Source organism: Streptomyces sp. NPDC058773 (assembly GCF_042746015.1).
Lineage (GTDB): Bacteria > Actinomycetota > Actinomycetes > Streptomycetales > Streptomycetaceae > Streptomyces.
Genome location: NZ_JBHYPE010000003.1, coordinates 45102 through 68298, shown reverse-complemented (window position 1 = coordinate 68298; position 23197 = coordinate 45102). Strand labels below are relative to the sequence as shown.

The following is a 23197-nucleotide window of genomic DNA, read 5'->3' as shown; positions in this document are numbered from 1 at the left end:
CCACCCCTCGAAAGCGGGCACATCGCCCGGCCTGTGCCCCTCCGGCTCCGCCGGCGCCTCCGGCTCCGCTGTTACGGACCGGCTCTGAGCGGGCCCGTGGCCTCGGCTCCCGTATTGCCGCCCGGGCCTACGTCCGTAACCCCGCTCCTCCCGCCCCGCCCGACGGCCCGTGGCCCTCCTCCGTAATCCCCGCGCGCCCGCCCTCCCCCGCCTCGTACCGTACGAGCATGACCGAGATACAGCCCAGGGACGGGACCGCGCCCGCCACCCTTGCCCTCTGGCGTCCCACCGGCCCCGAGGAGCTCGCTCTGGTCGAGGCCTCCGGCTGGCGGGCCTGGCCGCCGCGGCTGCCCGACCAGCCGATCTTCTATCCCGTGCTGAACGAGGACTACGCGATACGGATCGCCCGCGACTGGAATGTGCCGGCCTCCGGCGTCGGCCATGTCACCCGCTTCGAGGTCGAGGCGGACTTCGCCAAGCGCTATCCGGTGCGGCAGGCGGGGGGCGAGACGATCCTCGAACTATGGGTGCCCGCCGAGGAGCTGACGGAGTTCAACCGGCACATCGTCGGGCGCATCGAGCTGGTCCGCAGCTTCCACCCGCCTCAGGGGGACTGACCGGGCACGCCCCCGCCCACCACGACCGGGCGCACCGACAACCGCGGCACCCGCAACACCCACAAGCCCACCGGACGACCGGACGGCCGGCCATCCCCGGCCACGCCGCCTCCTTACGCAAGAGCAGCCCGCTACCTCCTCCCACCGCACTCCCCCCGCCGCCCATACACCGTGATCCGCGCCCCCCGTACCTCCCGGCTGCGGCAGATCTCGAATGCGGCGCGCAGTGTGGACCGCTTGGCGATTTCCTGGTCGCTGTCGTCGGCCGGCTGGCCGTCCGGGTCGCCGGCGACGACGATCCGTCGGGCGGCCAGCATCCGGTCGCGGATCGCATCGCCGGAGCGCTCGGTGCCGTAAAGGGTGTGCGAGGCCAACGGGCTGCCGGCCAGCGCGAGATCGTGCAGCCCGCGGAACTCGTGCGGCAGGGTAGCCCGCCAGATCCGCCGCCGGGACGGCATGAACAGCAGCCCGTCGCCGGGCCCGGCCACCGCGCGTACGGCGTGCGCGATCGCGGTGACGTCATCGACCCGGCTGTCCGGGCTGCGCAGATGGACATCGACCGGCACCAGCGCCGCCAACAGCAGCGCCACCGCCGCCGCCCGGCGCAGCCGGCGGCCCCGGGACCGGCCCCGCTCGCCGGCCGGCCGCAGCAGCCGCGTCAGCGCGCCGCCCGCGAGCAGCGCGAACCCGACCACGTAGTAGAGGACATAGCGGTCCACGTAGGCCGGTTCGACGTGGGAGAGGAGGAGCAGCAGGAGGGTGGGCAGGAGCAGCAGGGGGACGGCGAGGGCGCGTAGCCCGATGGGGCCGCGGGAGCGGATCGGGACGCGGGCGGCGGCGATGCCGAGGGCGGCGAGCACCGCGAACGTCAGCAGTTGGAGGGGGTCCGGCCACATGAGCCAGCTGATCTGTGCGGACTGCCGGGTGCTGAACACCGCGAGCGGGGCCAGACCGGCGAGGACGGCGGCCGAGGCGAGCAGCCAGGCGCGCCGTACGGGGCGGGGCAGCCGCGCCAGGACCACCGCGGCGCCGTGCGCGGGCAGCGCCAGCGCCGCGAATTCGTGCAGCAGACAGGCGCCCAGCATCAGCGCCGTATAGCCGAGCCACAGCACCCGGCGCGGACGGGCCGCGGCGCACACCAGCACATACGTGGCCCACACGACCAGCGCGCAGACCATCGCGTACGAGCGGCCCTCCTGCGCGTACTGCTGGACGAGCGGGATCAGCGCGAAGGTGAGGCCCGCCGGCAGCCCCGCCCGCCGGCCGGCCAGCCGCTGCCCCAGCAGCGCGACCCCGGCGGCGGCGACCGTCATCGCGGCCACGGACGGCAGCCGCAGCCCGACCGCGTCGCCGAAAGCGCCGCGGAGGGTGGCGTCGTAGCCGGCGAACCAGAGATGCATCAGCGCGTAGTACAGGCCGTGCACGACATCGACATGCAGCAGCGTGGGCCACAGGTCGGCCAGGCTGCGGTGCGCCATGTCGTAGGTGACCGCCTCATCCCGCCATATGGCGTCCTGCCGGCGGATTCCCCACGCCCCCAGGAGCAGCATCAGCCCCGCGGGCATCAGCACCACCGCGCCCTGCGCCGCCCGGCTACCACGGGCGGCGACGGGGGACGCGTACGTCTTCTGCGCTTGCGCTACGTCGATGACGGGCTCCGGTCACGTACGGGACGGACAGAGACGAACCCCCGGTCCGGGCCGCGCGGCCCGGGCCAAAAGCCAGGGGCTCCGGCCTGACGACCGGAGCCCCTGCCCCACTGCTAGCCGATCCGGACCAGCTTCGCCCCGAAGGCCGGCTCGACGAGGTCCTGCTTCAGGGCCACCGGCACCTTCTGCGCGGTCTCCCCGTTGCCGACCGTCAGCACACCGACCTCGGTGCCGGCCTTCGCTTCGTGCGGGACGGCCTTGCCGTCGGCGCCGATGCTCAGCTGCAGCTTCTGGCCCGGCGCTCCGACCGCCTTCAGGTCCTTGGTGGCGATGACCGGCGTCAGCCCGCCCAGGCCGTCATCGACGTACCCGACGACCTGCCCCTTCTTCACCGCTGTGGCCGAGGTCAGCGCGTCGCGTGCCGCTTCGATGACCTTCTTGCTGTTGTTCTTGACCATGGTGAGGCTGTTGGAGGCGTTGGGGTCCAGGCCCTTGAAGTGTTGGTCCATCATCGTGCCGAGGATCAGCCGGTCCTTGCCGTCCACCGTCTTGTAGGCCGCCCAGGACAGCGTGCCGCCGGCCGCCGTACTGGAGCCGGTCTTGATGCCCTTGATGCTCAGCCCCGCCAGCAGCAGATCATCGTTGTTGTTGTTGATCCGCTCCGGCAGGCCCTCGATCTCGGCGTTGGGCATGGCGACCACCGGGCGGAAGGCGTCGAACTTCATGACGGCCTCGGCCAGCTTGAGCTGGTCGACGGCGGTGCTCACGGTCTTGGGGTCCAGGCCGCTGGGGTCGGTGTAGGTGGTGTTCTTCATGCCCAGGTCCTTGGCGGCGTCGTTCATCTTCTTGACGAACGCCCCCTCGTTGGCGGACTGGGTGTCCCAACGGGCCAGCAGCCGGGCGATGTTGTTGCCGGACGGGATCATCAGCATCTTCAGCATGTCCTGCTGACTGAACTTCTGCCCCGCCTTGAGCCCCTCGATCCGCGACTCGTCGGTGGAGCCGCCCTCGGCCACCGCCTTGCCGTCGACCCTGATCTGCGGGCCCTTTTCATCCTTCTTGAGCGGGTGCTCCGTGAGGATGACGTAGGCCGTCATGATCTTGGCGACGCTCGCGGTCGGCACCGGCTTCTGCTCGCCGAACGTTCCCAGGTCACCGGAGCCCACGACCTTGACCGCCGCCTGCCCGTGCTCGGGCCACGGGAGGGAGAGCTTGCCGCCCCCGAAGGTGAACGAGGACCCGGCGTCGCCGAGGACGAGCGCCGGGGCGGGCAGCGGCCGGACCGCCTGGGCGACCACGAAGATGACCGCCAGCAGCGCGGCGAGCGGGGTCCAGATCTTGAACCGGCGGACGACCGTACGCAGTGTGGTCTCGGGCGGCGGCGGGGTGTTGGTGAGCTGCGCCAGGAGGTCGAGCGGCGGCAGCGGCTGCTGCTTGGTGTGCTCGGTCTCGGGCAGCTCGGCGGGGGCGGCAGCCGTGGCGGCGGGCGGCATCGCACCCGGCCGGTCCGCGGACTTGGGCGAGGCTGCCGGGCCGACGGGCTTGGCGGCCGGCGGCGCGTCGTTCGCCGCCTTGCCGGCCGGCTTGGCGGCGGCCTTGTCCGCCGTCTTGTCGGCGGCCTTGCCCGGCGCCTTGTCGGCCGTCTTGTCGGCCGTCTTGTCGGCCGTCTTGTCGGCGGGCTTCTCGGATGCCTTGTCCGCGGCCTTGTCCGGCGTACGGGCGGGCGTCTTCGGCGCCGTCTTGCCCAGCGACTTACCGGCCGTGCCGTCGTCCGCCGACTTCAGCGCGACGAACTGGCTGGTCCGCTCCGAGTCCCGCTCGGCGGCCTTCGTAGCTTTGGCCTCGCCCTTGGCGCCCTTGTCGGCGGGCTTCCCGGCGTCCTTCCCGGCGTCGCCCTTGGCGTCCTTCTTGCCGTCCTCGTCGCCGTCCTTCTTGGCATCGGCTTTGGTCTCGGCGCCGGGCTTGGCCTCGGCGCCGTCCTTCTCGCCGTCCTTCTTGGCATCGGCCTTGTCCTCGGGCTCGTCCTTGCCCGCGGACTTGTCGTCGCTCTTGGACTCAGCCTCGGGCTTGTCCTCGGCCTTGCCCTTGCCCTTGTCCTCGGCCTTGCCCTTGGCCGCGTCGCCGTCCTTGTCCTTGGCGGGCGGGGAGATCTTGAACGCCGTGGTCGCCTGATCGACGGCCTCGGCCTCACCCTCCTTCCCCTTCAACTTCGCAAAGGCAAAGACTCGGGTCGCGTTATCGACCTCCGGCTCGTCGGCCTCCGCCGCCGCACCGCCCTTGCCGTCACCATTGCCCTCACTCGCCGCACCGGCGGTCCCAACGGACTTGCCCTTCTGCGGCCCGACCGTCTTGAACACGGCGGTCGGCTGGTCGACAACTTCAGTCACCGTGGACCGCGAGGCGGACTCGGCCTCGGACGCGGACTCAACCTTGGACGCGGGCGCGGACGCGGACTTGCTCCCGGACTTGCCCCCGGCCCCGGACTTCGCGGCAGGCTCACCCTTCTTGCCCTTGCCCTGCCCCTTACCGGTCGCGTCGGCCTTCACCGACTTCGCGGCAGGCTTTGCGTCCGACTTTGCTTCCGGCTTTGCTTCCGGCTTTGCTTCCGGCTTTGCGGCAGCGTCCTCAGCGCCCTTGTCCGCACCCCCGTCAGCGTTCAGGCCGGCCTCCTCGTCGGCATCCCCGGACACCTCGGCATCCTCGCCGCCCTCGGCGTCCTCGTTCGCGACCCAGGCGGCCACAGCGGCGCGCAGGCGGTCGTCGCCACCCTCGGCGGCCTCACCGCCCTCCTCGGGCCCCTGAGGCCCCTCAGACGCGCGTTCGGACCCCGACCCGCTCCCGGACCCCGACGCGGCCCCGGAAGCCGCGTCTGCCGGGGACTCCGTCCCGGACTCCGGCTCCGGCTCCGGCTCCGGCTTCGAATCCTTCCCGGAACCCGAATCCTTCACCGATTCCTTCGCCGGCTGCTTTGCCGGCTGCTTCGCCGATCCCTCAGCCGATTCGTCCGGCTCCCCGCGGAAGGCCGACAGCCGCGGATCACGTTCACTCCGCGCCGTCTTCCCCGACGACTGCTTCTTGTCCGACTTGTCGGGGGACTCGCCCGCCACCGATGTCTCCTTCATACGTCCCACTGCTGCTGGCCCAGTGTTCCCAAGTGTCCTGTGTCCACGTAGCCCCATCTCGCCGCCACGCGTACCGGTAGGTGCCGCACCCCTCAGAAAGATGTCGCCGACGTGCAAGACGAGAACGACATACCTACCGGTTCCATACCGAACCCCCCACGCACTCTCGACAGATGAATGTGAGAGGGGTCACCCTGTCATTCATCCACGCGGGGAGGCATGGATGGGCAGGAGCCGCAGAACAATTCCGGAGGAGCTTCTGCTGCTCGCTTTGGACCCGACGACGGGAACCACAGCGCAGCCGCAGTCGCTCGACCTCGGCCTGGCCGGGGCCCAGCTAGTAGAGCTGGCTCTGGCAGGACGGATAGCCCCAGACGGGGATCGTATCGCCGTGGTGATGGCACGGCCGACAGGAGATCCAACTCTGGACTCCGCGCTCGAACTGCTGCGCCGACGCGGCAGTCCGGTGCGCGCGGTCCACTGGATCGGCGGGCCCCGGCTGGGGCTGCGCCAGACCTACCTCACGCATCTCGAACGGTGCGGCATGGTGCATGCCGTGGCGGGCCAGATGTGCGGGGTACTGCCGACGACGCGCTACCAGGCGACGGAGACGGCCATCAGCCGGGAAATCAGGGCCCGGCTGGACAACGCGATCCGCACCGGCGTACCCCCGGACCCGCGGACCGCCGCGCTCGCCGCGCTGGCCCATGCGGTCGGGCTCGGCAAGCATCTGTATCCAGGGAACGAAGGGCGTTCATCGCGCTCCCGTCTCCGGGATCTGATCCGGCACGACCCGATGGGCGGACTGGTCGCACACGCCGTCATGGATGTGCAGAACGGTGTCGGGGCCCAGCCCCGGCGGCAGCAGGCGGCGGGCGCGGGAGCCGTCCGGCAACCGGCCGCACGGGCCACGGCGGACCCGGCCGGCGCGCCGGTCCCGTCGCGGCACGGCCACGGCCGGATGGCCCGGGTGGGCGCACGCTGACGCGATAGCCCGCCGTACGACCTCGCGCACCACCCAGCGCAGCACCCGTACCGCTCGCACCACCCGTCCCCGAAGTCCCGTACGGGAGCCGCAGCACCACGCGCGGGGTGGCGGAGCCGACCGTCCGGCCGACGGCCGGCCCGCCACCCCGCGCACACGCCCGCTCGCCTTCTGTGTGCATTTCACTGCGCGGCGTCACCTCGGAGTGGCAGTCTGCTGAACAGGAAACGACAGCAGCACGGAGCCGGAGGTGCACGTCCCGTGGCGTCCAATGTCAATCCGACCGTCAGGCGACGCCGATTGGGCCAGGAGCTACGAAGGCTCCGTGAGCTCAAAGGCATGACGGCGGAAGAGGTGGCCGAGCGGTTGCTGGTCTCCCAGTCGAAGATCAGCAGACTGGAAAACGGCCGCCGCAGCATCAGTCAGCGCGATGTCCGCGATCTGTGCGGGGTCTACGAGGTCGAGGACCACCGCATTGTGGATTCACTGATGCAGATGGCCAAGGATTCGCGCCAGCAGGGTTGGTGGCACGCCTTCGGCGACATCCCCTACAGCGTCTACATCGGCCTGGAGACCGAGGCGGCCTCGCTGCGGATCTACGAGTCCCTGCTGGTGCCCGGTCTGCTCCAGACCCCCGGCTACGCCGAGGCGGTCATTCCCGGCACGGTCCCCGAACTCGCGCCCGACCATCTGGAGAAGCGCATCCAGGTGCGGATGCGCCGCCAGGAGCGGGTCACCGACCCCGAGCGGCCCTTGCGGCTGTGGGTGGTGCTGGACGAGAGCGCGCTGCGGCGGGTGGTCGGCAGCCATCTGATCATGCGCGAACAACTGGACCATCTCGTCGAGATGAGTCAATTGCCGCATGTGACGGTGCAGGTTCTCCCGTACGACACCGGCGCACACGCCGGAATGTCGGGAACGTTCTCCATCCTGGAATTCGACGATGCCGCCGATTCCAGCGTGGTGTACATCGAGGGCGTCACCAGTGACCTCTATCTGGAGAAGACCAACGATGTGCACAAATACACGATCATGTACGAGCATTTGCGTGCGCAGGCATTGAGTGCGGAGCACAGCCGGGAGTTCATCGCCGGTGCGGCCAAATCCCATGCCGATGCCATGAGTTGACACCTACTCGGGAGTCAATGCGCGGAATCCGGGATTCCGGGGAAGCGGGATCGCACGGTACACCTGCCGTCGCTCCGGTGAAAAGAGATCAAGGAATATGCCCTTCGTACGGGTGAACGGCTCCTGCGGCTGGTGATGTTGGCGCGTAGCGTCGTCCGTACCGAATCCGCGGTAACTCAGAGTCAGCTGGAGTGAACATGGCCGTGCAGCCCAATTCCGCATTCTCCTGGACCAAGTCCTCGTACTCCGGTGGTAACGGCGCCTGTGTGGAAATCGCCGTGCCGACCGCCGCGGCCATCGCCGTGCGGGACTCCAAGGACCCCGACGGTCCGCGCCTCACGTTCGACAACTCCTCCTGGCGCCACTTTGTGTCGGACGTCGCCGGTGGCACGTTCGACGCGGCGTGACCTGAGCCGTCACCGTCCGCACTCCGCAGAAGTGAGCCCTCTCGACTGGATCGCCGTCCCGGCCGAGGGGGCTCGGCCATGCCCGCCGCCCCCGGGGCAGGCCGAAAGTCGTCGCCGCCCCCGTACGTCAGCGCAGTTCGGACACATACCGGTCCGTCCCCGGCACGGTCGGCAGGAACGGCGCCAGCAGCTCCACCCGCCCCAGCCCCGCCTTGGCGACCTCCTCCTCCAGACCGGCGAACTGCCCGGTCCAGCCGTCGCGCGGGTCCCACTGGAGGAACCACAGCAGGGTCAGCCGGGTGTCGACGCCCTCGACCTGCCGCACGTACGGCATCCGGTCCCCCGGCAGCGGCGTCGGACGGAAGAGCGTGACCATCGCGGCCGGTGAACCCGCCAGTCGCCGCGGCAGATGCCGGGCGCACAGCCACTCCAGCAACGCGTCCCGGCGCTCCGGACCGTCCGTGTCGATCACTTCCAGCACCAGCCCGGCATACGGGTGGTCCAGGGCATGGAAGTCGCGGGGCCCCGCCGCGCCGTCCCGGTAGACCGTCGCCAGATGCTCCTGGAAGGCCGTGAAGACATGCGTACGGTCCCGATAGACCCGGCCGTCCCGGTTGAGGCGCTTGTTGATGCCGACGGTCCACTTCATGTGCTCGTCGTAGCGGCCCGCGGTGATCCAGTACGTGGAGAGGTAGCAGCCGGCCGTGACCGGCTGGGCGACGGCGGACTTCTCGGGGCGGCGCAGCAGTTGCAGCTCGCGTGTGGCGACCCAGCGGCGGCCCGCGAAGATCCACGGCATCGCCATCGCGCCGGCGATGTAGTGGTCGTCCTCGTACCAGCGGTTGTAGGCGTATTCATGGCCGGGGTGCGGTTCGACCATGGTGATCAGCGCGTGCCCGGGGTGCACCCCGTAGGGGCCGATGGCGGCCAGCTCGGCGTAGGCGGCGGGCCCGGCGGCCGGCGTGGGGGCCGCGGTGGTGGCCGCGGGGGTGGTGACCTCTGGCGTGCGTTCGCTGTCTGCGGTCATGGCAGACAGGTCTAGCTGACAAGCCGTCAGATGGGGAGGGGTGGGCGCGAAGGAGTCGCGGGTGGCGGTCGGCCGAGGGGCGGGCCGCCCCCGCCCCCTAAGGGCCACTCCTTCCGCCCGGCCCCCTACGGGACCCGCAGGGGACTCCACCGGCTCATCATGCGGTCACCCCTGCGCTTCCGCCACCGGCGGCTTAAGCTGCCTGGCATTCGCGGCTAACGGTCGTTAATCGCGGAACGCGAGCGATGGGAGTCGCCATGCCGGATGCGATAGCTGGCCGTGTCACCGCCCCCGTTCCCGGGCTTGCCTCTCGGGCGGCGCGGACCGGGAGTTCGCCGGTGCGTGACATCCTGGCGCTCACCGCGCGGGCCGAGGTCATCTCGTTCGCCGGTGGGCTGCCGGCGCCCGAGCTGTTCGACACGGCGGGGCTGGCGGACGCCTTCCGGCACGTGCTGGCCGAGGAGCCGAGGCGGGCGCTCCAGTACTCCACCAGCGAGGGCGATCCGGCGCTGCGCGCGGCCGTCGCGGCGCGTACCACCGCGCGCGGACTGGCCACCGACGCCGACGACCTGCTGGTGACCACCGGCTCCCAGCAGGGCCTGACGCTGCTGGCCACGGCCCTGCTGGAGCCGGGGGATGTGGTGCTGGTCGAGGACCCCTGTTACCTCGCGGCGCTGCAGATCTTCTCCTTCGCCGGCGCCCGGGTGGTGCCGGTGCCGACCGACGACGGGGGAATCGACCCGGCCGCACTGGACGAGATCACCGCACGGGAGCGCCCCAAGCTGCTCTATGTCGTGCCGACCTTCCAGAATCCGACCGGCCGTACGCTGCCCGCCGAGCGCCGCGCCGCGGTCGCCGAGGTCGCCGCCCGGCGCGGGCTGTGGATCGCCGAGGACGACCCGTACGGGGAGCTGCGTTTCGAGGGTGAGCCGGTGCCGTGGGTCGCGACCTTCCCGGGGGCCGAGGACCGTACGGCGCTGCTCGGCTCGTTCTCCAAGGTGATGGCGCCCGGTCTGCGGCTGGGTTCGCTGCGTGCGCCGGCCGCGCTGCGGCGCGCCTGTGTCATCGCCAAGCAGGCCGCCGATCTGCACACCTCGACCGTCGATCAGGCCGCGGCGGCACGCTACTTGGCGGTCGCGGACCTGGACGCGCATCTGCGGCGGGTGCGCGACGCCTACCGTGAGCGGCGGGATGCGCTGGTCGACGGGCTGGCCGTGGCGCTGCCCGAGGGCTCGCGGTGGAACCGTCCGGAGGGCGGGATGTTCGTGTGGGCGACGCTGCCCGAGGCGTACGACGCGACGGCGCTGCTGCCCGAAGTGGTGCGGCATGACGTCGCCTACGTACCGGGCGCGCCGTTCTTCGCCGGTCCACCGGACCCCACGGCTGCCCGGCTGTCGTTCGTGACGCACTCCCCGGAGGAGATCCGCGAGGGGCTCGGCAGGCTGGAGAAGGCGCTGGCGGGGGTGGGGGCGGGAGCGGTACGGAAAGGTTGAGTGCAGGGCGCGTTGCGCACGGCCGCGCTGCGGTGCGTCCGTACGGCTGCTCTCGGGCGCTCGGCGCGATGGAGCGGGGCGCGCCCGTACGACCCTCCCCGGGCGTCCCGCGCCCGCGCGCCCCCCGGTCCCCTTCGTGAACGGCTCTGGCCTTCCCCACCCCCCGGCCCTAACCTGACGCCTCATCAGTTGAGCGTTGGGCGCCGACGGGGAGGCACACATGCTGCTGCGGAACAAGACCGTCGTCATCTCGGGCGTGGGAGCGGGGCTCGGTCATCAGGTCGCGGCGGCCTGCGTGCGGGAGGGTGCCTCGGTGGTGTTGGGGGCCCGTACGGAGGCGAATCTCGTCAAGTCGGCGGCGCAGCTGGACCCTTCGGGCGCGCGGACGGCCTGGCGGGTGACCGATATCGGCGACGAGGAGCAGTGCGGGGCGCTGGCCGCGCTGGCCGTGGAGCGGTTCGGCGGGATCGATGCCGTGGTGCATGTCGCCGCGCTGGACTCGCTGTTCGGGGGGTTGCGGGATGCCGACTTCGACTCCTGGCAGCGGGTCGTGGACGTCAATCTTCTGGGCACGCTGCGGATGACCCGGGCCTGTCTGCCGTCGCTCACGGCGCGCGGCGGCGGCTCGGTGGTGGTGATCGGCACCCAGTCGTCGGTCGCCGCGCCGTCACAGGTCCAGCAGGCAGCGTATGCGGCGTCCAAGGGCGGCCTGGTTTCGGCGATGTACTCATTGGCGCGCGAGCTGGGGCCGGACCGGATACGGGTCAACACCGTGCAGCCGGGGTGGATGTGGGGCCCGCCGGTGGAGGCGTACGTACGGTTCCAGGCGCAGAGTGAAGGCGTCCCGGAGGCCGAGGTGCTGGCCCGGCTCACCGAGCGGATGGCGCTGCCCGAGCTGGCGACGGACGCGGATGTGGCCGAGACCGTGGTCTTTCTGGCCTCCGACCGGGCCCGTGCGATCACGGGGCAGTCGCTGCTGGTCAACGCGGGGGAGCTGATGCGGTAGCCCGGCCGCCGGCCCCGGGATTCAGGTCATCATGACGGTCGCCAGGAGTGCGCTCCCCGCTGCCGCCTCCACCCAGAAGTAGCACCACGACGGGTACCAGGAGCCCGGTGCCTCGGCGAGGCGGGCCGTGAGGCGGCCGCCGGCCATCCCCAGCAGCGCGACGGCGACCGCGAGCGCGGCGCCGTGCCGTAGTGGGTCAGCGGATCCGGTGGCCGTCCAGCCGAGCACCGCGGCCGTCGCCACCCCGAACCCGCCGTAGACGGCCCGCACTTCGGTACGTGCCGTGGCCCCGTTCAGCGCGAGGCCGAAGGGGCGGACCAAACGGGCGGGAGCGGTCAGCCCGTACAGCCCCATGCCGAGGAAGAAGAGCGCGCAGGCGGCGCGCACGGCGGCGACGGTGAAAGTAGTGGCCGGAGGTTGAGGAAGGGGCATACCGGCGAGGATGCCGTGCATGGCCGATGACGCGCTTTCACGAACGTGCTGCCCGGTGCCGTGCGCCCGGCTGAGTCTGTGGGCCGGACGTGCGCTGTACAGCGGGCCGTCCCTGGAGCTGGACATGCACTCCGGATCGGTGACGTGTCTCGCGGTCGGCGAGGAGGACGGGTTCACCGTCGAGACGGCGGCGGACGGTATGCGGCGTACCGCCCGGAGTGCGCTGATACGTCCGCGGGTGGTGCACCGGATCGAGGCGCACGTCGGCCGGATGACCTTCTGCTACTTCGAGCCGGGCTCGGCGGCCGAACGCGCCTGCCGGGAGGCGCTGGGGGCGGGCGAGGAGCCGGTGACGGTCTCCGGCGCGGCGGAGCTCGACCTCGTACACCGGCTCTGCGCGGCGCCGGAGCGGGCGGAGCGCCCCGACATCGACCCGCGTATCCGCGCCGCCGTACGCCGGCTGCTGCGGGAGCCGCACCTCCAGGACGGCGCCACGGAGTACGCGACCGCGGCCGGTCTCTCCCGGTCCCGGTTCCTGCACCTCTTCCGCGCGGAGACCGGGACGAGCTTCCGCCGCTACCGGATGTGGGCACGGATGCTGCGGGCCGGCCGGGCGCTGCGGGGCCTCGGCACCCTGACCGCGGCGGCCGCAGAGGCGGGCTTCGCCAGCCCGTCCCACCTGAGCAGCACCTTCCACGCCACTTTCGGGGTCCGGCCGAGCCGGGTGCTGGGGGCCGGCTGCGTCATCGTCGAGGAGCGGGAGAGCGCCGGGGCGGCTGCTGAGTCCCTGCCTTGGCGGCAGCCCTACGTCCGCGGGTAACGGGCGAGCCAGCCCGGCGACGAGCCGGCCGGGCCGTGCAGCGCGGCGCCCTGGGTCATCTCCATCGAGAAGTCGTCGGCCAGCTGCAGGATCGTCTCCCGGCCCTCCAGCTCGACCAGCCAGTCCGGCGGCAGCGCCGTCTCGCCGTGCTGGGCGCCCAGCAGGTTGCCGCAGAGGGAGCCGGTGGAATCGCTGTCCCCGCTGTGGTTGACGGCCAGCAGGAGGCCGTGGCGGATGTCCTCGGCGACCAGTGCGCAGTAGACGCCGATCGACAGCGCCTCCTCGGCCGTCCAGCCCTCGCCCAGCGACTCCACCCGGGCGGGCGTCGGCATGCCCTGCCGTACGGCGCCGAGCGCGCGCTTGAGGGCGTCGGTGGTCTCCTCGTGGCCGGGGCGGGTGGCCAGATGGGCCAGCGCCTTCTGGACGGCGCCGTCGAGGTCCTCGCCGCGGGCCAGCGAATGGCTGATGAGGGCGAACGCGCCGGCCGACAGATAGCCGGTGGGGTGGCCGTGCGTCTGCGCCGCGCACTCGACGGCGAGCTGGAAGACCAACTGCGGCTCCCAGCCCACCAGCAGCCCGAACGGCGCGGAGCGCATCACCGCGCCGCAGCCCTTCGAGTCCGGGTTCTTGGGGTGGTCGAGCGTGCCCATCACCTCGTCGCCGAGACCGCTCAGACAGGCCCGGCCCGGTGCCCGCCGGGAGTACAGCCACTCCTGGCGGGCGAGCCAGCCGTCGTCCTCCCTGCGCTCGTCCGGGCCCCAGTCGCGCTGGGTGACGGCCCAGCGCAGATAGGCGCGGTGGACATCGGTGGGCGGATGCCAGGCGCCGGTGTCGCGGCGCACCTGCGCCCGGATCAGGCCGTCCACGGTGAACAGCGTCATCTGGGTGTCGTCGGTGACCGCACCGCGCCGCCCGAAGGCGGGCACCAGATCGGTGACGCCCTCCTGGCCGTGCGCCTCACGGATCGCGGCGAGCGAGTCGAATTCGATACCGGCGCCGAGCGCATCGCCGATGGCTCCGCCGAGCAGACAGCCCCGCACCCGGCTGCGGAAATCCTGCTGCTCCGCGCGGCCCCAGAGGGTGCCGCCGCCCGCCGCGCTCATGCCGAGGCCCCGCTCCGCCCGGCCCGGCCCTGGCTTGCCCGCGGCGCGCACCTCTGAACGGCACGCTCGCTGCGCTCGCTCACTGCGCCCTCCTGAAGCTCACTACGTTCCGGGGCCTTGCCGGGCCCCTGGCGCAGCACTGTAATCGACCAGGAATGATCAATTTTTGGCCAGGAGGGTATTGCGACCAGTCATTCACAAGGAGGCTTTTGGCCGGTCCCGTCCCGATGGGTATCGGGGTGGGCGTCCCGGGCACCACCCACCCCTGCACACCCTCCACCCTCCCCCGCGCACCCCCACAACTCCTCCACATCTTCGGGAGAATCCCCATGACTCCGCGTTCGCGCTGCGCCGTACTCGACGACCGGGACGTCGCCCTCTCCCTGGCCGACTGATCCGTCCTGGCGGACACCGTGGACGTCCGTACGCTGCGACAGCCCGTCCACTCCGAGGACGAGGCGGTCGCGGCGATCGGCGACTGCGAGATCGTCGTGGCGATGCGTGAGCGCACCCCGTTCCCGCCTCGCTCCTCGCCCGGCTGCCGCACCTGCGGCTTCTCATCACCTCCGGTAGGCGCGATACCGCCATCGATCTGGCGGCCGCCGCGCCCCACGGCGTCACCGTCTGCGGCACGGCACGCAACACCGAGCCGCCCGTCGAACTGGCCTGGGCGCTGTTCCTGGGCCTGGCCCGCAACGTCGCCACCGAGAGCGCCGCGATCCGTCAACTGAACTGAGCCGGCACCGGTCATCCGGACGTGGGACCGGCCCCCGTCGTTCCCGCCTCCGCCTCCCCTCCTGCCCCTTCCGCCCCCACCTCGGCGCTCGTCCGTTCGATGATGGCGGCGGCGCCCGTTGGGCATGCTCTTCCCATGTCCGAGTACGAGTGGGATCGCACCACCATGGCGGTCGTCGCCTCCGCGCTCTCCGGTGACAGCGACGGCGCGGTGGAACTCCTCCGTCCGCTCCCCCAGAGCGATGTCTGCCATATCGCCGTACGACTCGCCGCCATGGCCGCCGACGCGCTGATCGTCGCCGCCCAGGACAGCGGAGGCGACCGCGAGGAGGCCCTGTCGCAGTGGCAGCAGTGCATCCTGCAGCACGAGGCGGAGTACGAAGGGGGAGCGGGGGACTGAGCGGCCGCGGGCGCGGTCCCGGCTCCGGCCCGGGCGCCGGCTCAGCGGCCGGCGGGGAGGGGGGCTCCGCTCCGCTTGAGGGTGCGGATCACCGGTGCCGTCTCCATGGAACGCACCCCGTCGAGCGCCGCGACCTGTTCGGTGAGATAGCGGCAAAGGTCCTCGGAACGGGGCGGTGCCCATGGCGCCGGTGCACGAGGCGGACCTCGCGGCCGTGGCCGTACGGGCGCTGACCGAGGACGGTCACGGCGGCGAGGCCTACCCGCTGACCGGCCCGGAAGTCCTCACGCAGGCAGAGCAGGTACGCACCATCGGCGAGGTGCTGGGCCGCCCCGTCCGCTGGGAGGAACTGCCCCGGGAAGCGGCCCGGCAACAACTCCTGGCCGACGACGGCTTCCCCGACGCGTTCGTGGACGCTCTGCTCGACGGCTACGCCGAGATGCTCGCGGCCCCACTCCCCGCCACGACCCGCACCATCGAGACCGTCACGGGCACCACGGCCCGCACCTACCGCGACTGGGTCACCGACCACACCGCCGCATTCCGCCGTCATGACCGCCCCCTCCGCCCCGCCGTTGCCGCGGTGCCGGCTCTTCCGGCCTGCCTTTGCAGGCTAGCCGCCGGCGGAATGGCGGGTGCGGGGCTGTGGATAACCGCGGGCGTCGGTGTCGGGCGGTTACTCGACGACCGGGAGGAGCTCGGGGAGATGGCCGTCCGAGGCGAGGGCGGCGGACCGGCGTTCCTCGGTGACCGCGGCGTAGGTCGTGGTGCGGGGGCGGGCGGGACGGCCGGCCCGGTCGGCGATGGCGACGAGGTCCTGGATGGAGCGATAGGAGCCGTAACTCGACCCCGCCATACGGGAGATGGTCTCCTCCATCAGGGTGCCGCCCAGGTCGTTGGCGCCGGAGCGGAGCATCTCGGCGGCGCCGTCCGCGCCGAGCTTGACCCAGCTGGTCTGGATGTTGGTGATGTGCGGGTGCAGCAGCACCCTGGCCATGGCCGTCACCGCGCGGTTGTCACGGGTGGTGGGGCCGGGGCGGGCGATACCGGCGAGGTAGACGGGGGCGTTGGTGTGGATGAAGGGGAGGGTGACGAACTCCGTGAAGCCGCCGGTCTCCTGCTGGATCTCGGCGAGCAGGCGGAGGTGGCCGAGCCAGTGGCGGGGCTGGTCGACATGGCCGTACATCATCGTCGAGGACGAGCGGATGCCCAGCTCGTGGGCGGTCTTGACGACCTCGACCCAGGTGGCGGTGGGCAGCTTGCCCTTGGTGAGGACCCAGCGGACCTCGTCGTCGAGGATCTCGGCGGCGGTGCCGGGGATGCTGTCCAGACCGGCGGCCTTGGCCTCGCTGAGCCACTCGCGGAGGGACAGCCCGGTGCGCGTCGCGCCGTTGACGACCTCCATGGGTGAGAAGGCGTGCACATGCATGCCGGGGACGCGTTCCTTGACGGCGCGCGCGATGTCGAAGTAGGCGGTGCCGGGCAGGTCGGGGTGGATGCCGCCCTGCATGCAGACCTCCACCGCGCCCACGTCCCATGCCTGTTGGGCACGGTCGGCGACCTGGGAGAGCGAGAGGGTGTAGGCGTCGGCGTCCGTGCGGCGCTGGGCGAACGCGCAGAAGCGGCAGCCGGTGTAGCAGACGTTGGTGAAGTTGATGTTCCTGGTGACGATGTAGGTGACGTCGTCGCCCACGGTGTCGCGGCGCAGCTCGTCGGCGAGGGTGCAGAGCGTGTCCAGCGCGGGCCCGTCGGCGTGCAGCAGCGCCAGGGCCTGCGCGTCGGTGAGCCGGGTGGGGTCGTCGGCGGCCTGCGCCAGGGCCTGGCGTACGTCGGAGTCGATGCGCTCCGGCGCCATCCCGGAGGCCGCGGCTTCGCGCAGCGCCTCCCAGTCGCCGTAGACCTCGTCGAAGTCGTCGCGGCGGTCGGAGGTGCGGCCCTCGGTGTCGATGGTGTGGTGCAGGTCCGTACGGCCCGAGGAGCTCATCGTGAAGCCCTCGTCGGGCTCCTGCCAGGGGCGGCCCACCACGGGGGCGTCCTCGACGGCCAGGCCCGTCTCCGGGTCGGCGAGGGCGCGGACGTGCGGCAGCAGGCGGGGGTCCAGCCAGGGCTCGCCGCGCAGGAGGAACTCCGGGTAAATGGGGAGCCGTTCACGCAGCTCGAAGCCGGCCGCGGCACAGCGCTCGGCCAGCTCGTCGATCTGCGGCCAGGGGCGCTCGGGGTTCACATGGTCGCGGGTCAGCGGGGAGACGCCGCCCCAGTCGTCGATCCCGGCGTCGATGAGGAGCCGGAATTCGCCGTCGACCAGATTGGGCGGCGCCTGGATGCGCGTCGAGGGGCCCATGATGTGCCGGGCCACCGCGATCGTCGCGGCCAGCTCCTCCAGTTCGGCGTCCGGCATGCCGCGCATCGCCGTGTCCGGCTTGGCGCGGAAGTTCTGCATGATCAGTTCCTGGATGCCGTGGTAGGCGCGCTGGATACGGCGCAGCGCGAACAAGGACTCGGCGCGCTCCTCGTACGTCTCGCCGATGCCGATGAGCAGCCCGGTGGTGAAGGGGACGTTGGAGCGGCCGGCGTCCTCCAGGACCCGCAGCCGGACGGCCGGTTCCTTGTCGGGTGAGCCGTGGTGCGGGCCGCCGGGCTCGCTCCACAGCCGCTCGGCGGTCGTCTCCAGCATCATCCCCAGGGACGGGGCGACGGGCTTGAGCCGCTGGAAGTCCGTCCAGGACAGCACCCCGGGGTTGAGGTGCGGCAGCAGACCGGTCTCCTCCAGGACGCGGATGGCCATGGCGCGGACGTACGAGAGCGTGTCGTCGTAGCCGTGCGCCTCCAGCCACTCGCGGGCCTCGGGCCAGCGGTCCTCCGGCTTGTCCCCCAGGGTGAACAGGGCTTCCTTGCAGCCCATTTCGGCGCCGCGGCGGGCGATGTCCAGCACCTCGTCGGGCGACAGGAACATTCCGTGGCCGTCCCGGCGCAGCTTGCCGGGGACGGTGACGAAGGTGCAGTAGTGGCACTTGTCCCGGCACAGGCGCGTCAGGGGGATGAAGACCCCGCGCGAGTACGTGATGACCCCCGGGCGGCCCGCGGACTCCAGTCCGGCGTCCCGCACCCGGGCCGCGGAGGCGCACAGATCGCGGAGGTCCGCGCCGCGCGCCTGGAGCAGCACCGCGGCCTCGCCGGCGTCCAGCGCGACACCGTCGCGGGCCCGCTTGAGCGCGCGCCGCATCGCGTTCGCGGTGGGCCGGGCCGGGGCGGCCGGCCCGGTGTGCGTCCCGCGGTCGGTCCCTCGGTCGGATGCCTGGTCAGGTCCCTGCGCGCTGGAAGTCATCCTCCGAGGATACGAGCGCCCACCGACAGCCCCGCCGCCCGAGAAGAGGCCGTTGATGTGCCTCTGATCACTGCGGACGGAGGTTCCGTCAGGGCACGGAGAGGGCACTTCCCGGCGGCGGCGCACGGCACGCTTACAGACCGGCCGGCAGATCCTCGGAGTACGTCTTTGTCAGGAACTCCATGTAGTGGCCGTCGGGGTCGAGGATGTAGACACCGCGGCCGCCGTCCCGGGTGTTGATCTCCTGGGGCTTGGCCTGCATCGGGTCGGCCCAATAGGAGAGCCCGCGCTCCTGGATACGGCCGAAGATCTCGTCGAACTCGTCCTCGGTCACCAGGAACGCATAGTGCGTCGGGACGAATTCACCGCGCGCGACATGCTCGGCGTAGTCGAGGGTCACCCCGTTCTCCAGCTTGAGGGCGGCGAACGGGCCGAACGCCTTGGGCTCGGGCACGCCGAGCAGATCGGCCAGGAACCGGGCGGAGGCGAAACGGTCGGTGCTGTGCACGATCGTGTGGTCGAGGCGAGGCATGGGGTCTCCTTGATCTCGTGGGTCCCGTGACCGGCGTGGTCCCCCGATCCGCGGGATCGTCCGGACCGTTGCTCTTTGGGCCGTGGACCGAATTCCTTGAACCCCTGAGTGCGGGTGGCTCAACGGGTCCTCACCTTCGACGCTACGGCCGGAGGGGGTGCGCGCGAATCGGTCTCCGGTACCGGACCGGACGCGGGCGGCCTTACGCCGGTGGACCTAGGGCAGGTCCGGTGCGGCCGCCCTCCCCGGGCCGACGGGCCACCGGCCGGGCGCGGTCACCCAGCCGGTACGGCGCGCTGCCGTGCGTCACCGGCACTGCGTGTCACAGATACTGCGCGTAGTCGTCCAGCGTCCGCAGTACCTCCGCCTCGCCCGCGGGCGGCAGTTGCAGCACCACCTCGCGCAGGCCCAGCTCGCGGTAGTGCGCCAGCTTCCCGGGTGACGGGCGGACCGCGTACGGCACCACCACGGGCTCGCCGGTGCGCCCGGCGTCCGTCCACGCCTGCCGCAGCGCCGGCACGGCCTCCGACAGACCCCGCCCGCCGATCGGCAGCCACCCGTCCGCGTACGCCGCGATCTGCCCGAAGAACGTGGGCCCGGCCGCGCCGCCCAGGAGGATGCGCGGCGCGCCGTTGACCGGCTTGGGGTGCGCGAAGGACGCCCGCACCGACCCGAATGCGCCCTTGTACGCGGTCGGTTCGTCGGCCCACAGGGCGCGCATCAGCGCCACCCGGTCCCGGGTCAGCTCCCGCCGGGTCGACCACTCCACCCCGTGGTCGGCGGCCTCCTCGACGTTCCAGCCGTAGCCGACGCCGAGGGTGAAGCGGCCCCCGGAGAGAAAATCGAGAGTCGCGATCTGCTTGGCGAGGCCGACCGGATCGTGCTGGGCGACCAGGGTGATGCCGGTGCCGAGGACGAGCCGCTCGGTGACCGCGGCGGCCTGGCCGAGCGCGATGAAGGGGTCGAGGGTCCGGCCGTATTCGCGGGGCAGCGGATCGCCCATCGGGGCGGGGGTGTCGCGGCTGACCGGGATATGGGTGTGCTCCGGGAGATAGAGGCCGTCGAATCCGCGTTGTTCCAGCTCGTGGCCCAGCCGGTCCGGCCGGATCGTCTCGTCGGTCAGGAAGATCGTGGTCGCGATCCGCATGCTGGGACACCTCCGCGTCGGGCGTGTGCGTGACCGCATGGTGCCTCACCGCCCGACGGTTATCCACAGCCCTTTCGCTCGGTGTCGCACCCGCGTACAACAGTTTTCACGCGGCGCAACGAGCCGGCCGCGGGGCAGTACGAACCGGACATGACACGGCGCGGGGGCGGGGATGGAACGACGCGATGTTCTGAGACTTTCGGCGGTTGCGGGCGCGACGGGCACGCTTACGCTCGGACGTGTGAGCTTCGCCGAGGCGGTGCCCGGGGGCGGGCGGACCGGAGGCGGACCGGGCGAGCAGACCCGGCGCGTCACCGGCCATCTGCCCGCGGGCGCGCCCGACTTCGTGTACCTGCCGGTCGAAGTACCGCGCGGGGTACGCGAGATCGCCGTGTCCTACCGCTACGACAAGCCCACCGTCCCCGAGGGCACCGCCGGGAACGCCTGTGACATCGGCATCTTCGACGAACGGGGCACGGACCTCGGCGGCGCCGGATTCCGCGGCTGGTCGGGCGGGGCCCGTGCGGAGTTCTTCCTGCGCGCCGACGAGGCCACCCCCGGCTATCTCCCCGGCCCCGTCAACGCCGGCACCTGGCACATCGCCCTCGGCCCGTACACGATCGCCCCGCAAGGGCTGTCCTACGAGGTCACCGTCACCCTGACGCACGGCCCCCAGGGGCGCACCCCGCCGCCCGTCCATCCGCCCGAGCGCGCCCGGGGCCGGGGCCGTGCCTGGTACCGCGGCGACAGCCATCTGCACTCCGTCCACTCCGACGGCGGACGCACCCCCGCCGAGATCGCCGCGCTGGCCCGCGCCGCCGGACTGGACTTCCTCACCACCTCCGAGCACAACACCACCTCCGCGCACCGCGCCTGGGACGGCCTGTGGGGCGATGACCTGCTGATCCTCACCGGCGAGGAGGTCACCACCCGTAACGGTCACGTGCTGGCGATGGGCACCGACCCCGAGGCCTTCATCGACTGGCGCTACCGGGCCCGCGACAACGCCTTCGGGAAGTACGCGCGCGCCATCCGGCGGGCCGGCGGCCTGGTCATCCCCGCGCATCCGCACGCCACCTGCATCGGCTGCAACTGGAAGTTCGGGCTGAACGACGCCGATGCGGTGGAGGTGTGGAACGGCCCGTACACCCCCGATGACGAAGTCACCCTCGCCGAGTGGGACAACACCCTGGTCGCCCACTCCCAGGGCCGAGCGGACTGGCTGCCGGCGGTGGGCCACAGCGATGCGCATCGCGACCCCGATGTCGTCGGCCTGCCGCAGACCGTGGTGCTCGCCGACGATCTCTCGCGCCGGGCCCTGCTGGACGGCGTCCGGGCCGGCCGGGTCTGGATCGCCGAGTCGTCGAAGGTCGACCTGGCGCTCTCCGTCACCGGTGAGCGGGGCGAACACACCGGAATCGGCGAGCGCCTGGCGGTCTCCCGTACGGCGAAGGTCAGCGCACGGCTGACGGTCTCCGGCGTCCCCGGCTGCACGGTCTCCTTCGTCACCGACCAGGGGCGGCTGTACTCCACCCCGCTGCCGCCCTCGGGCGAAGGCACCGTCAGCTGGCAGACCACGCCCGATCACGCCGCCTACATACGCGCGGAAGTCCGCCACCCCCCGACGACACCGGGCCTGCCGGGACCGATGGCCGCGATGACCAATCCGGTCTTCCTGGGCCGCCGGGGCTGAGCCGGGCGCGGGGTGCTCCGCGTCCCGCCCTCAACCCCGAGCTCCCTGCCTCACCCCGGCCAGACGATCGACTGCAGCTCGCTGTAGGCATGCAGTGCGTACGAGCCCACGTCGCGGCCCACGCCGCTCTGCTTGAAGCCGCCGAACGGCGCTTCCATGTTCCGGCCGACGGTGTTCACCCCGACCCCGCCGGCCCGCAGCCGCCGGGCCACCCGGAAGGCGCGGGCGATGTCGCCGGACCAGACGTAGTCGATCAGCCCGTAGTCGCTGTCGTTGGCGAGGGCGATCCCCTCGTCCTCTTCGTCGAAGGGCAGGACCACCACGACCGGACCGAAGATCTCCTCCCGTACGACCCGCATGCCCGGGGTGCAGTCGGCCAGCAGCGTCGGTGCGACATAGAAGCCGCGCTCCGGAGCGGACGGCCGTTCGCCTCCCGCCACGACCCGGGCGCCCTCCTTTCTGCCCAGCGCCACATACGACTCGATCCGGTCGCGGTGCGCGGCCGAGATCACCGGACCGACCACCGTCCCCGGCGCGCGGGGATCGCCGACCGGCAGCCGCTCCAGGTACCGCGTCAGCCGCTCCACGAGCGCCTCGTACACCCTGCGCTGCGCGATCACCCGCGTCGGCGCCGTGCAGATCTGCCCGCTGTAGAAGGAGTATGTGGTGCCGATGCCGGCCACTGCCGAGTCCAGGTCCGCGTCGTCGAAGACGAGCGCGGCACCCTTCCCGCCCAGCTCCATGAGCTGGCGTTTCATGCCGCGGCCGCACACCTCGGCGATGCGCTGCCCGACGGCCGTCGAGCCGGTGAAGCTCACCATGTCCACCTCCGGCGCGTCCACGGCCGCCGCGCCGACCGCCGGGGAGGCCCCGCTGACGACGTTCACGACACCGGGCGGCGCCCCGGCCTCGGCCAGCGCCGCCGCCATTCGGTACACCGACAGCGGGTCCTGCGGGGCGGGCTTCACCACGACGGTGTTGCCCATCGCCAGGGCCGGTGCGATCTTGCCCGCCGGGTTGGCCCACGGGTTGTTGTACGAGGTGATGCAGGTGACGACGCCGACCGGCTGCCGTACCGCCAGGGCACCGAGCACGCCCGCCCGGCCCTCCCCCATTGCCTTAAGGGCATGGGAGGTACCCCCACGCCCGGCTTCGTTGATCTGCGGCGGCAGCGCCTGCTCCACGGGTTCCAGCGCCCCCTTGGCATACCGCCGGAAGCGCGCCACCCCCACCGCGACCTGCATACCGCGCGCCGTGCCGGTCGTCGCGCCGCTCTCCGCCTGCGCCAGTTCGGCGTGCGCCGCGAAGTCCCGCTGCAGCACCTCAGCGGCCCGGTCGAGGACCGCGGCGCGCCGCTGCGGCGAAGTACGGGACCAGGCGGGGAAGGCCCCGCCGGCCGCGGCCGCCGCCTGGTGCACCTGCTCCCGGCTCGCTTCGGGCGCGAGCCCGACGACCTCCTCCGTCGCCGGGTCGATGACCTCGTAGTGGCCCCCGTCGGGCTCGACCCACTCCCCACCGATGAACAGCCGCTCCGGAGCCGTCACTTGGCACTCACCGCCACGGCACCGGCCGGCAT

At 72.0% G+C, this 23197-nt stretch carries 19 protein-coding genes and 1 pseudogene; 11 read left to right on the top strand and 9 right to left on the bottom strand.

What is annotated here, in order from left to right:
• The first annotated feature begins 227 nt into the window (after positions 1-227).
• The gene (locus tag ACFW5B_RS03660; protein ID WP_386432650.1) at positions 228-617 is read left to right on the top strand and encodes an ADP-ribosylation/crystallin J1; all 390 of its coding nucleotides are present in this window, start codon (positions 228-230) and stop codon (positions 615-617) included.
• A 131-nt stretch (positions 618-748) separates the two neighbouring features.
• Here ACFW5B_RS03660 and ACFW5B_RS03655 read toward each other — a convergent pair whose 3' ends face one another.
• Entirely contained in the window at positions 749-2182 is a 1434-nt protein-coding gene (locus tag ACFW5B_RS03655; RefSeq protein WP_386433222.1) for a glycosyltransferase family 39 protein, read from the bottom strand.
• 197 nt (positions 2183-2379) lie between these two features.
• Complete coding sequence (locus tag ACFW5B_RS03650) at positions 2380-5388, bottom strand: D-alanyl-D-alanine carboxypeptidase (protein WP_386432647.1); 3009 nt, start codon at positions 5386-5388, stop codon at positions 2380-2382.
• A gap of 223 nt (positions 5389-5611) precedes the next feature.
• Between ACFW5B_RS03650 and ACFW5B_RS03645 the strand changes: the two genes are divergently transcribed.
• The 3 genes from ACFW5B_RS03645 (at position 5612) to ACFW5B_RS03635 (ending at position 7908) form a co-directional block, all read left to right on the top strand.
• Positions 5612-6373 carry a GPP34 family phosphoprotein gene (locus ACFW5B_RS03645; protein WP_386432644.1) on the top strand — a complete coding sequence of 254 codons (762 nt, stop codon included), beginning with the start codon at positions 5612-5614 and terminating at the stop codon, positions 6371-6373.
• A 261-nt stretch (positions 6374-6634) separates the two neighbouring features.
• On the top strand, positions 6635-7501 hold the full coding sequence (locus tag ACFW5B_RS03640; RefSeq protein WP_386432641.1) for a helix-turn-helix domain-containing protein: 867 nt from the start codon (positions 6635-6637) through the stop codon (positions 7499-7501).
• Positions 7502-7698: 197 nt separating this feature from the next.
• Positions 7699-7908, top strand: a complete 210-nt coding sequence (locus ACFW5B_RS03635; protein ID WP_386432638.1) for a DUF397 domain-containing protein — start codon at positions 7699-7701, stop codon at positions 7906-7908.
• Between the two features lie 127 nt (positions 7909-8035).
• On the opposite strand, the gene ACFW5B_RS03630 is transcribed toward ACFW5B_RS03635, so the two are convergent.
• Positions 8036-8935: a hypothetical protein gene (locus ACFW5B_RS03630; RefSeq protein ID WP_386432635.1), complete on the bottom strand. Its 900-nt coding sequence runs from the start codon at positions 8933-8935 to the stop codon at positions 8036-8038.
• Positions 8936-9192: 257 nt separating this feature from the next.
• Between ACFW5B_RS03630 and ACFW5B_RS03625 the strand changes: the two genes are divergently transcribed.
• Both ACFW5B_RS03625 and ACFW5B_RS03620 read left to right on the top strand, forming a co-directional pair.
• Entirely contained in the window at positions 9193-10428 is a 1236-nt protein-coding gene (locus tag ACFW5B_RS03625) for a PLP-dependent aminotransferase family protein (protein WP_386432632.1), read from the top strand.
• Positions 10429-10648: 220 nt separating this feature from the next.
• On the top strand, positions 10649-11434 hold the full coding sequence (locus ACFW5B_RS03620; RefSeq protein ID WP_386432629.1) for an SDR family oxidoreductase: 786 nt from the start codon (positions 10649-10651) through the stop codon (positions 11432-11434).
• A gap of 21 nt (positions 11435-11455) precedes the next feature.
• Here the strand turns inward: ACFW5B_RS03620 and ACFW5B_RS03615 are convergent, their stop codons facing one another.
• A complete protein-coding gene (locus ACFW5B_RS03615) occupies positions 11456-11866 on the bottom strand; it encodes a DUF4345 family protein (RefSeq protein ID WP_386432626.1) in 411 nt (136 codons plus the stop codon).
• 19 nt (positions 11867-11885) lie between these two features.
• On the opposite strand from ACFW5B_RS03615, the gene ACFW5B_RS03610 reads away from it, so the two are divergent.
• Positions 11886-12686 carry a helix-turn-helix domain-containing protein gene (locus ACFW5B_RS03610; RefSeq protein ID WP_386432623.1) on the top strand — a complete coding sequence of 267 codons (801 nt, stop codon included), beginning with the start codon at positions 11886-11888 and terminating at the stop codon, positions 12684-12686.
• Here the strand turns inward: ACFW5B_RS03610 and ACFW5B_RS03605 are convergent.
• Positions 12671-13789, bottom strand: a complete 1119-nt coding sequence (locus ACFW5B_RS03605; protein WP_386432620.1) for an ADP-ribosylglycohydrolase family protein — start codon at positions 13787-13789, stop codon at positions 12671-12673. The genes ACFW5B_RS03610 and ACFW5B_RS03605 overlap by 16 nt on opposite strands.
• Positions 13790-13998: 209 nt before the next feature.
• Between ACFW5B_RS03605 and ACFW5B_RS03600 the strand changes: the two genes are divergently transcribed.
• The 3 genes and pseudogenes from ACFW5B_RS03600 to ACFW5B_RS03590 all read left to right on the top strand — a co-directional run bounded on the left by ACFW5B_RS03600 (position 13999) and on the right by ACFW5B_RS03590 (position 14924).
• A complete protein-coding gene (locus tag ACFW5B_RS03600; protein ID WP_386432617.1) occupies positions 13999-14184 on the top strand; it encodes a hypothetical protein in 186 nt (61 codons plus the stop codon).
• Positions 14185-14190: 6 nt separating this feature from the next.
• Positions 14191-14513: pseudogene (locus tag ACFW5B_RS03595) on the top strand (D-2-hydroxyacid dehydrogenase family protein); the annotation flags it as partial.
• A gap of 147 nt (positions 14514-14660) precedes the next feature.
• Complete coding sequence (locus ACFW5B_RS03590; protein WP_386432614.1) at positions 14661-14924, top strand: hypothetical protein; 264 nt, start codon at positions 14661-14663, stop codon at positions 14922-14924.
• A 676-nt stretch (positions 14925-15600) separates the two neighbouring features.
• Here ACFW5B_RS03590 and ACFW5B_RS03585 read toward each other — a convergent pair.
• From ACFW5B_RS03585 to ACFW5B_RS03575, 3 genes are all read right to left on the bottom strand, one after another.
• Complete coding sequence (locus tag ACFW5B_RS03585) at positions 15601-18147, bottom strand: bifunctional FO biosynthesis protein CofGH (protein ID WP_386433219.1); 2547 nt, start codon at positions 18145-18147, stop codon at positions 15601-15603.
• A gap of 235 nt (positions 18148-18382) precedes the next feature.
• Positions 18383-18781 (bottom strand): VOC family protein, encoded by a 399-nt coding sequence (locus tag ACFW5B_RS03580; protein WP_386432611.1) that lies wholly within the window; start codon positions 18779-18781, stop codon positions 18383-18385.
• Between the two features lie 322 nt (positions 18782-19103).
• On the bottom strand, positions 19104-19928 hold the full coding sequence (locus tag ACFW5B_RS03575; protein ID WP_386432608.1) for a TIGR03619 family F420-dependent LLM class oxidoreductase: 825 nt from the start codon (positions 19926-19928) through the stop codon (positions 19104-19106).
• A 172-nt stretch (positions 19929-20100) separates the two neighbouring features.
• Here ACFW5B_RS03575 and ACFW5B_RS03570 point away from each other — a divergent pair, with 172 nt between their 5' ends.
• Entirely contained in the window at positions 20101-21621 is a 1521-nt protein-coding gene (locus tag ACFW5B_RS03570; RefSeq protein WP_386432605.1) for a CehA/McbA family metallohydrolase, read from the top strand.
• Between the two features lie 50 nt (positions 21622-21671).
• Here ACFW5B_RS03570 and ACFW5B_RS03565 read toward each other — a convergent pair whose 3' ends face one another.
• Entirely contained in the window at positions 21672-23165 is a 1494-nt protein-coding gene (locus ACFW5B_RS03565) for an aldehyde dehydrogenase family protein (RefSeq protein WP_386432603.1), read from the bottom strand.
• Between the last annotated feature and the right edge of the window lie 32 nt (positions 23166-23197).

What these genes read in the sequence shown, in the direction of transcription:
- ACFW5B_RS03660 (WP_386432650.1), top strand. Translation starts at nt 228, where the DNA reads ATGACCGAGATACAGCCCAGGGACGGGACCGCGCCCGCCACCCTTGCC.
- ACFW5B_RS03655 (WP_386433222.1), bottom strand. Translation starts at nt 2,182, where the DNA reads ATGCCCGCGGGGCTGATGCTGCTCCTGGGGGCGTGGGGAATCCGCCGG.
- ACFW5B_RS03650 (WP_386432647.1), bottom strand. Translation starts at nt 5,388, where the DNA reads ATGAAGGAGACATCGGTGGCGGGCGAGTCCCCCGACAAGTCGGACAAG.
- ACFW5B_RS03645 (WP_386432644.1), top strand. Translation starts at nt 5,612, where the DNA reads ATGGGCAGGAGCCGCAGAACAATTCCGGAGGAGCTTCTGCTGCTCGCT.
- ACFW5B_RS03635 (WP_386432638.1), top strand. Translation starts at nt 7,699, where the DNA reads ATGGCCGTGCAGCCCAATTCCGCATTCTCCTGGACCAAGTCCTCGTAC.
- ACFW5B_RS03630 (WP_386432635.1), bottom strand. Translation starts at nt 8,935, where the DNA reads ATGACCGCAGACAGCGAACGCACGCCAGAGGTCACCACCCCCGCGGCC.
- ACFW5B_RS03625 (WP_386432632.1), top strand. Translation starts at nt 9,193, where the DNA reads ATGCCGGATGCGATAGCTGGCCGTGTCACCGCCCCCGTTCCCGGGCTT.
- ACFW5B_RS03620 (WP_386432629.1), top strand. Translation starts at nt 10,649, where the DNA reads ATGCTGCTGCGGAACAAGACCGTCGTCATCTCGGGCGTGGGAGCGGGG.
- ACFW5B_RS03615 (WP_386432626.1), bottom strand. Translation starts at nt 11,866, where the DNA reads ATGCCCCTTCCTCAACCTCCGGCCACTACTTTCACCGTCGCCGCCGTG.
- ACFW5B_RS03610 (WP_386432623.1), top strand. Translation starts at nt 11,886, where the DNA reads ATGGCCGATGACGCGCTTTCACGAACGTGCTGCCCGGTGCCGTGCGCC.
- ACFW5B_RS03605 (WP_386432620.1), bottom strand. Translation starts at nt 13,789, where the DNA reads ATGAGCGCGGCGGGCGGCGGCACCCTCTGGGGCCGCGCGGAGCAGCAG.
- ACFW5B_RS03590 (WP_386432614.1), top strand. Translation starts at nt 14,661, where the DNA reads ATGTCCGAGTACGAGTGGGATCGCACCACCATGGCGGTCGTCGCCTCC.
- ACFW5B_RS03585 (WP_386433219.1), bottom strand. Translation starts at nt 18,147, where the DNA reads ATGCGGCGCGCGCTCAAGCGGGCCCGCGACGGTGTCGCGCTGGACGCC.
- ACFW5B_RS03580 (WP_386432611.1), bottom strand. Translation starts at nt 18,781, where the DNA reads ATGCCTCGCCTCGACCACACGATCGTGCACAGCACCGACCGTTTCGCC.
- ACFW5B_RS03575 (WP_386432608.1), bottom strand. Translation starts at nt 19,928, where the DNA reads ATGCGGATCGCGACCACGATCTTCCTGACCGACGAGACGATCCGGCCG.
- ACFW5B_RS03570 (WP_386432605.1), top strand. Translation starts at nt 20,101, where the DNA reads ATGGAACGACGCGATGTTCTGAGACTTTCGGCGGTTGCGGGCGCGACG.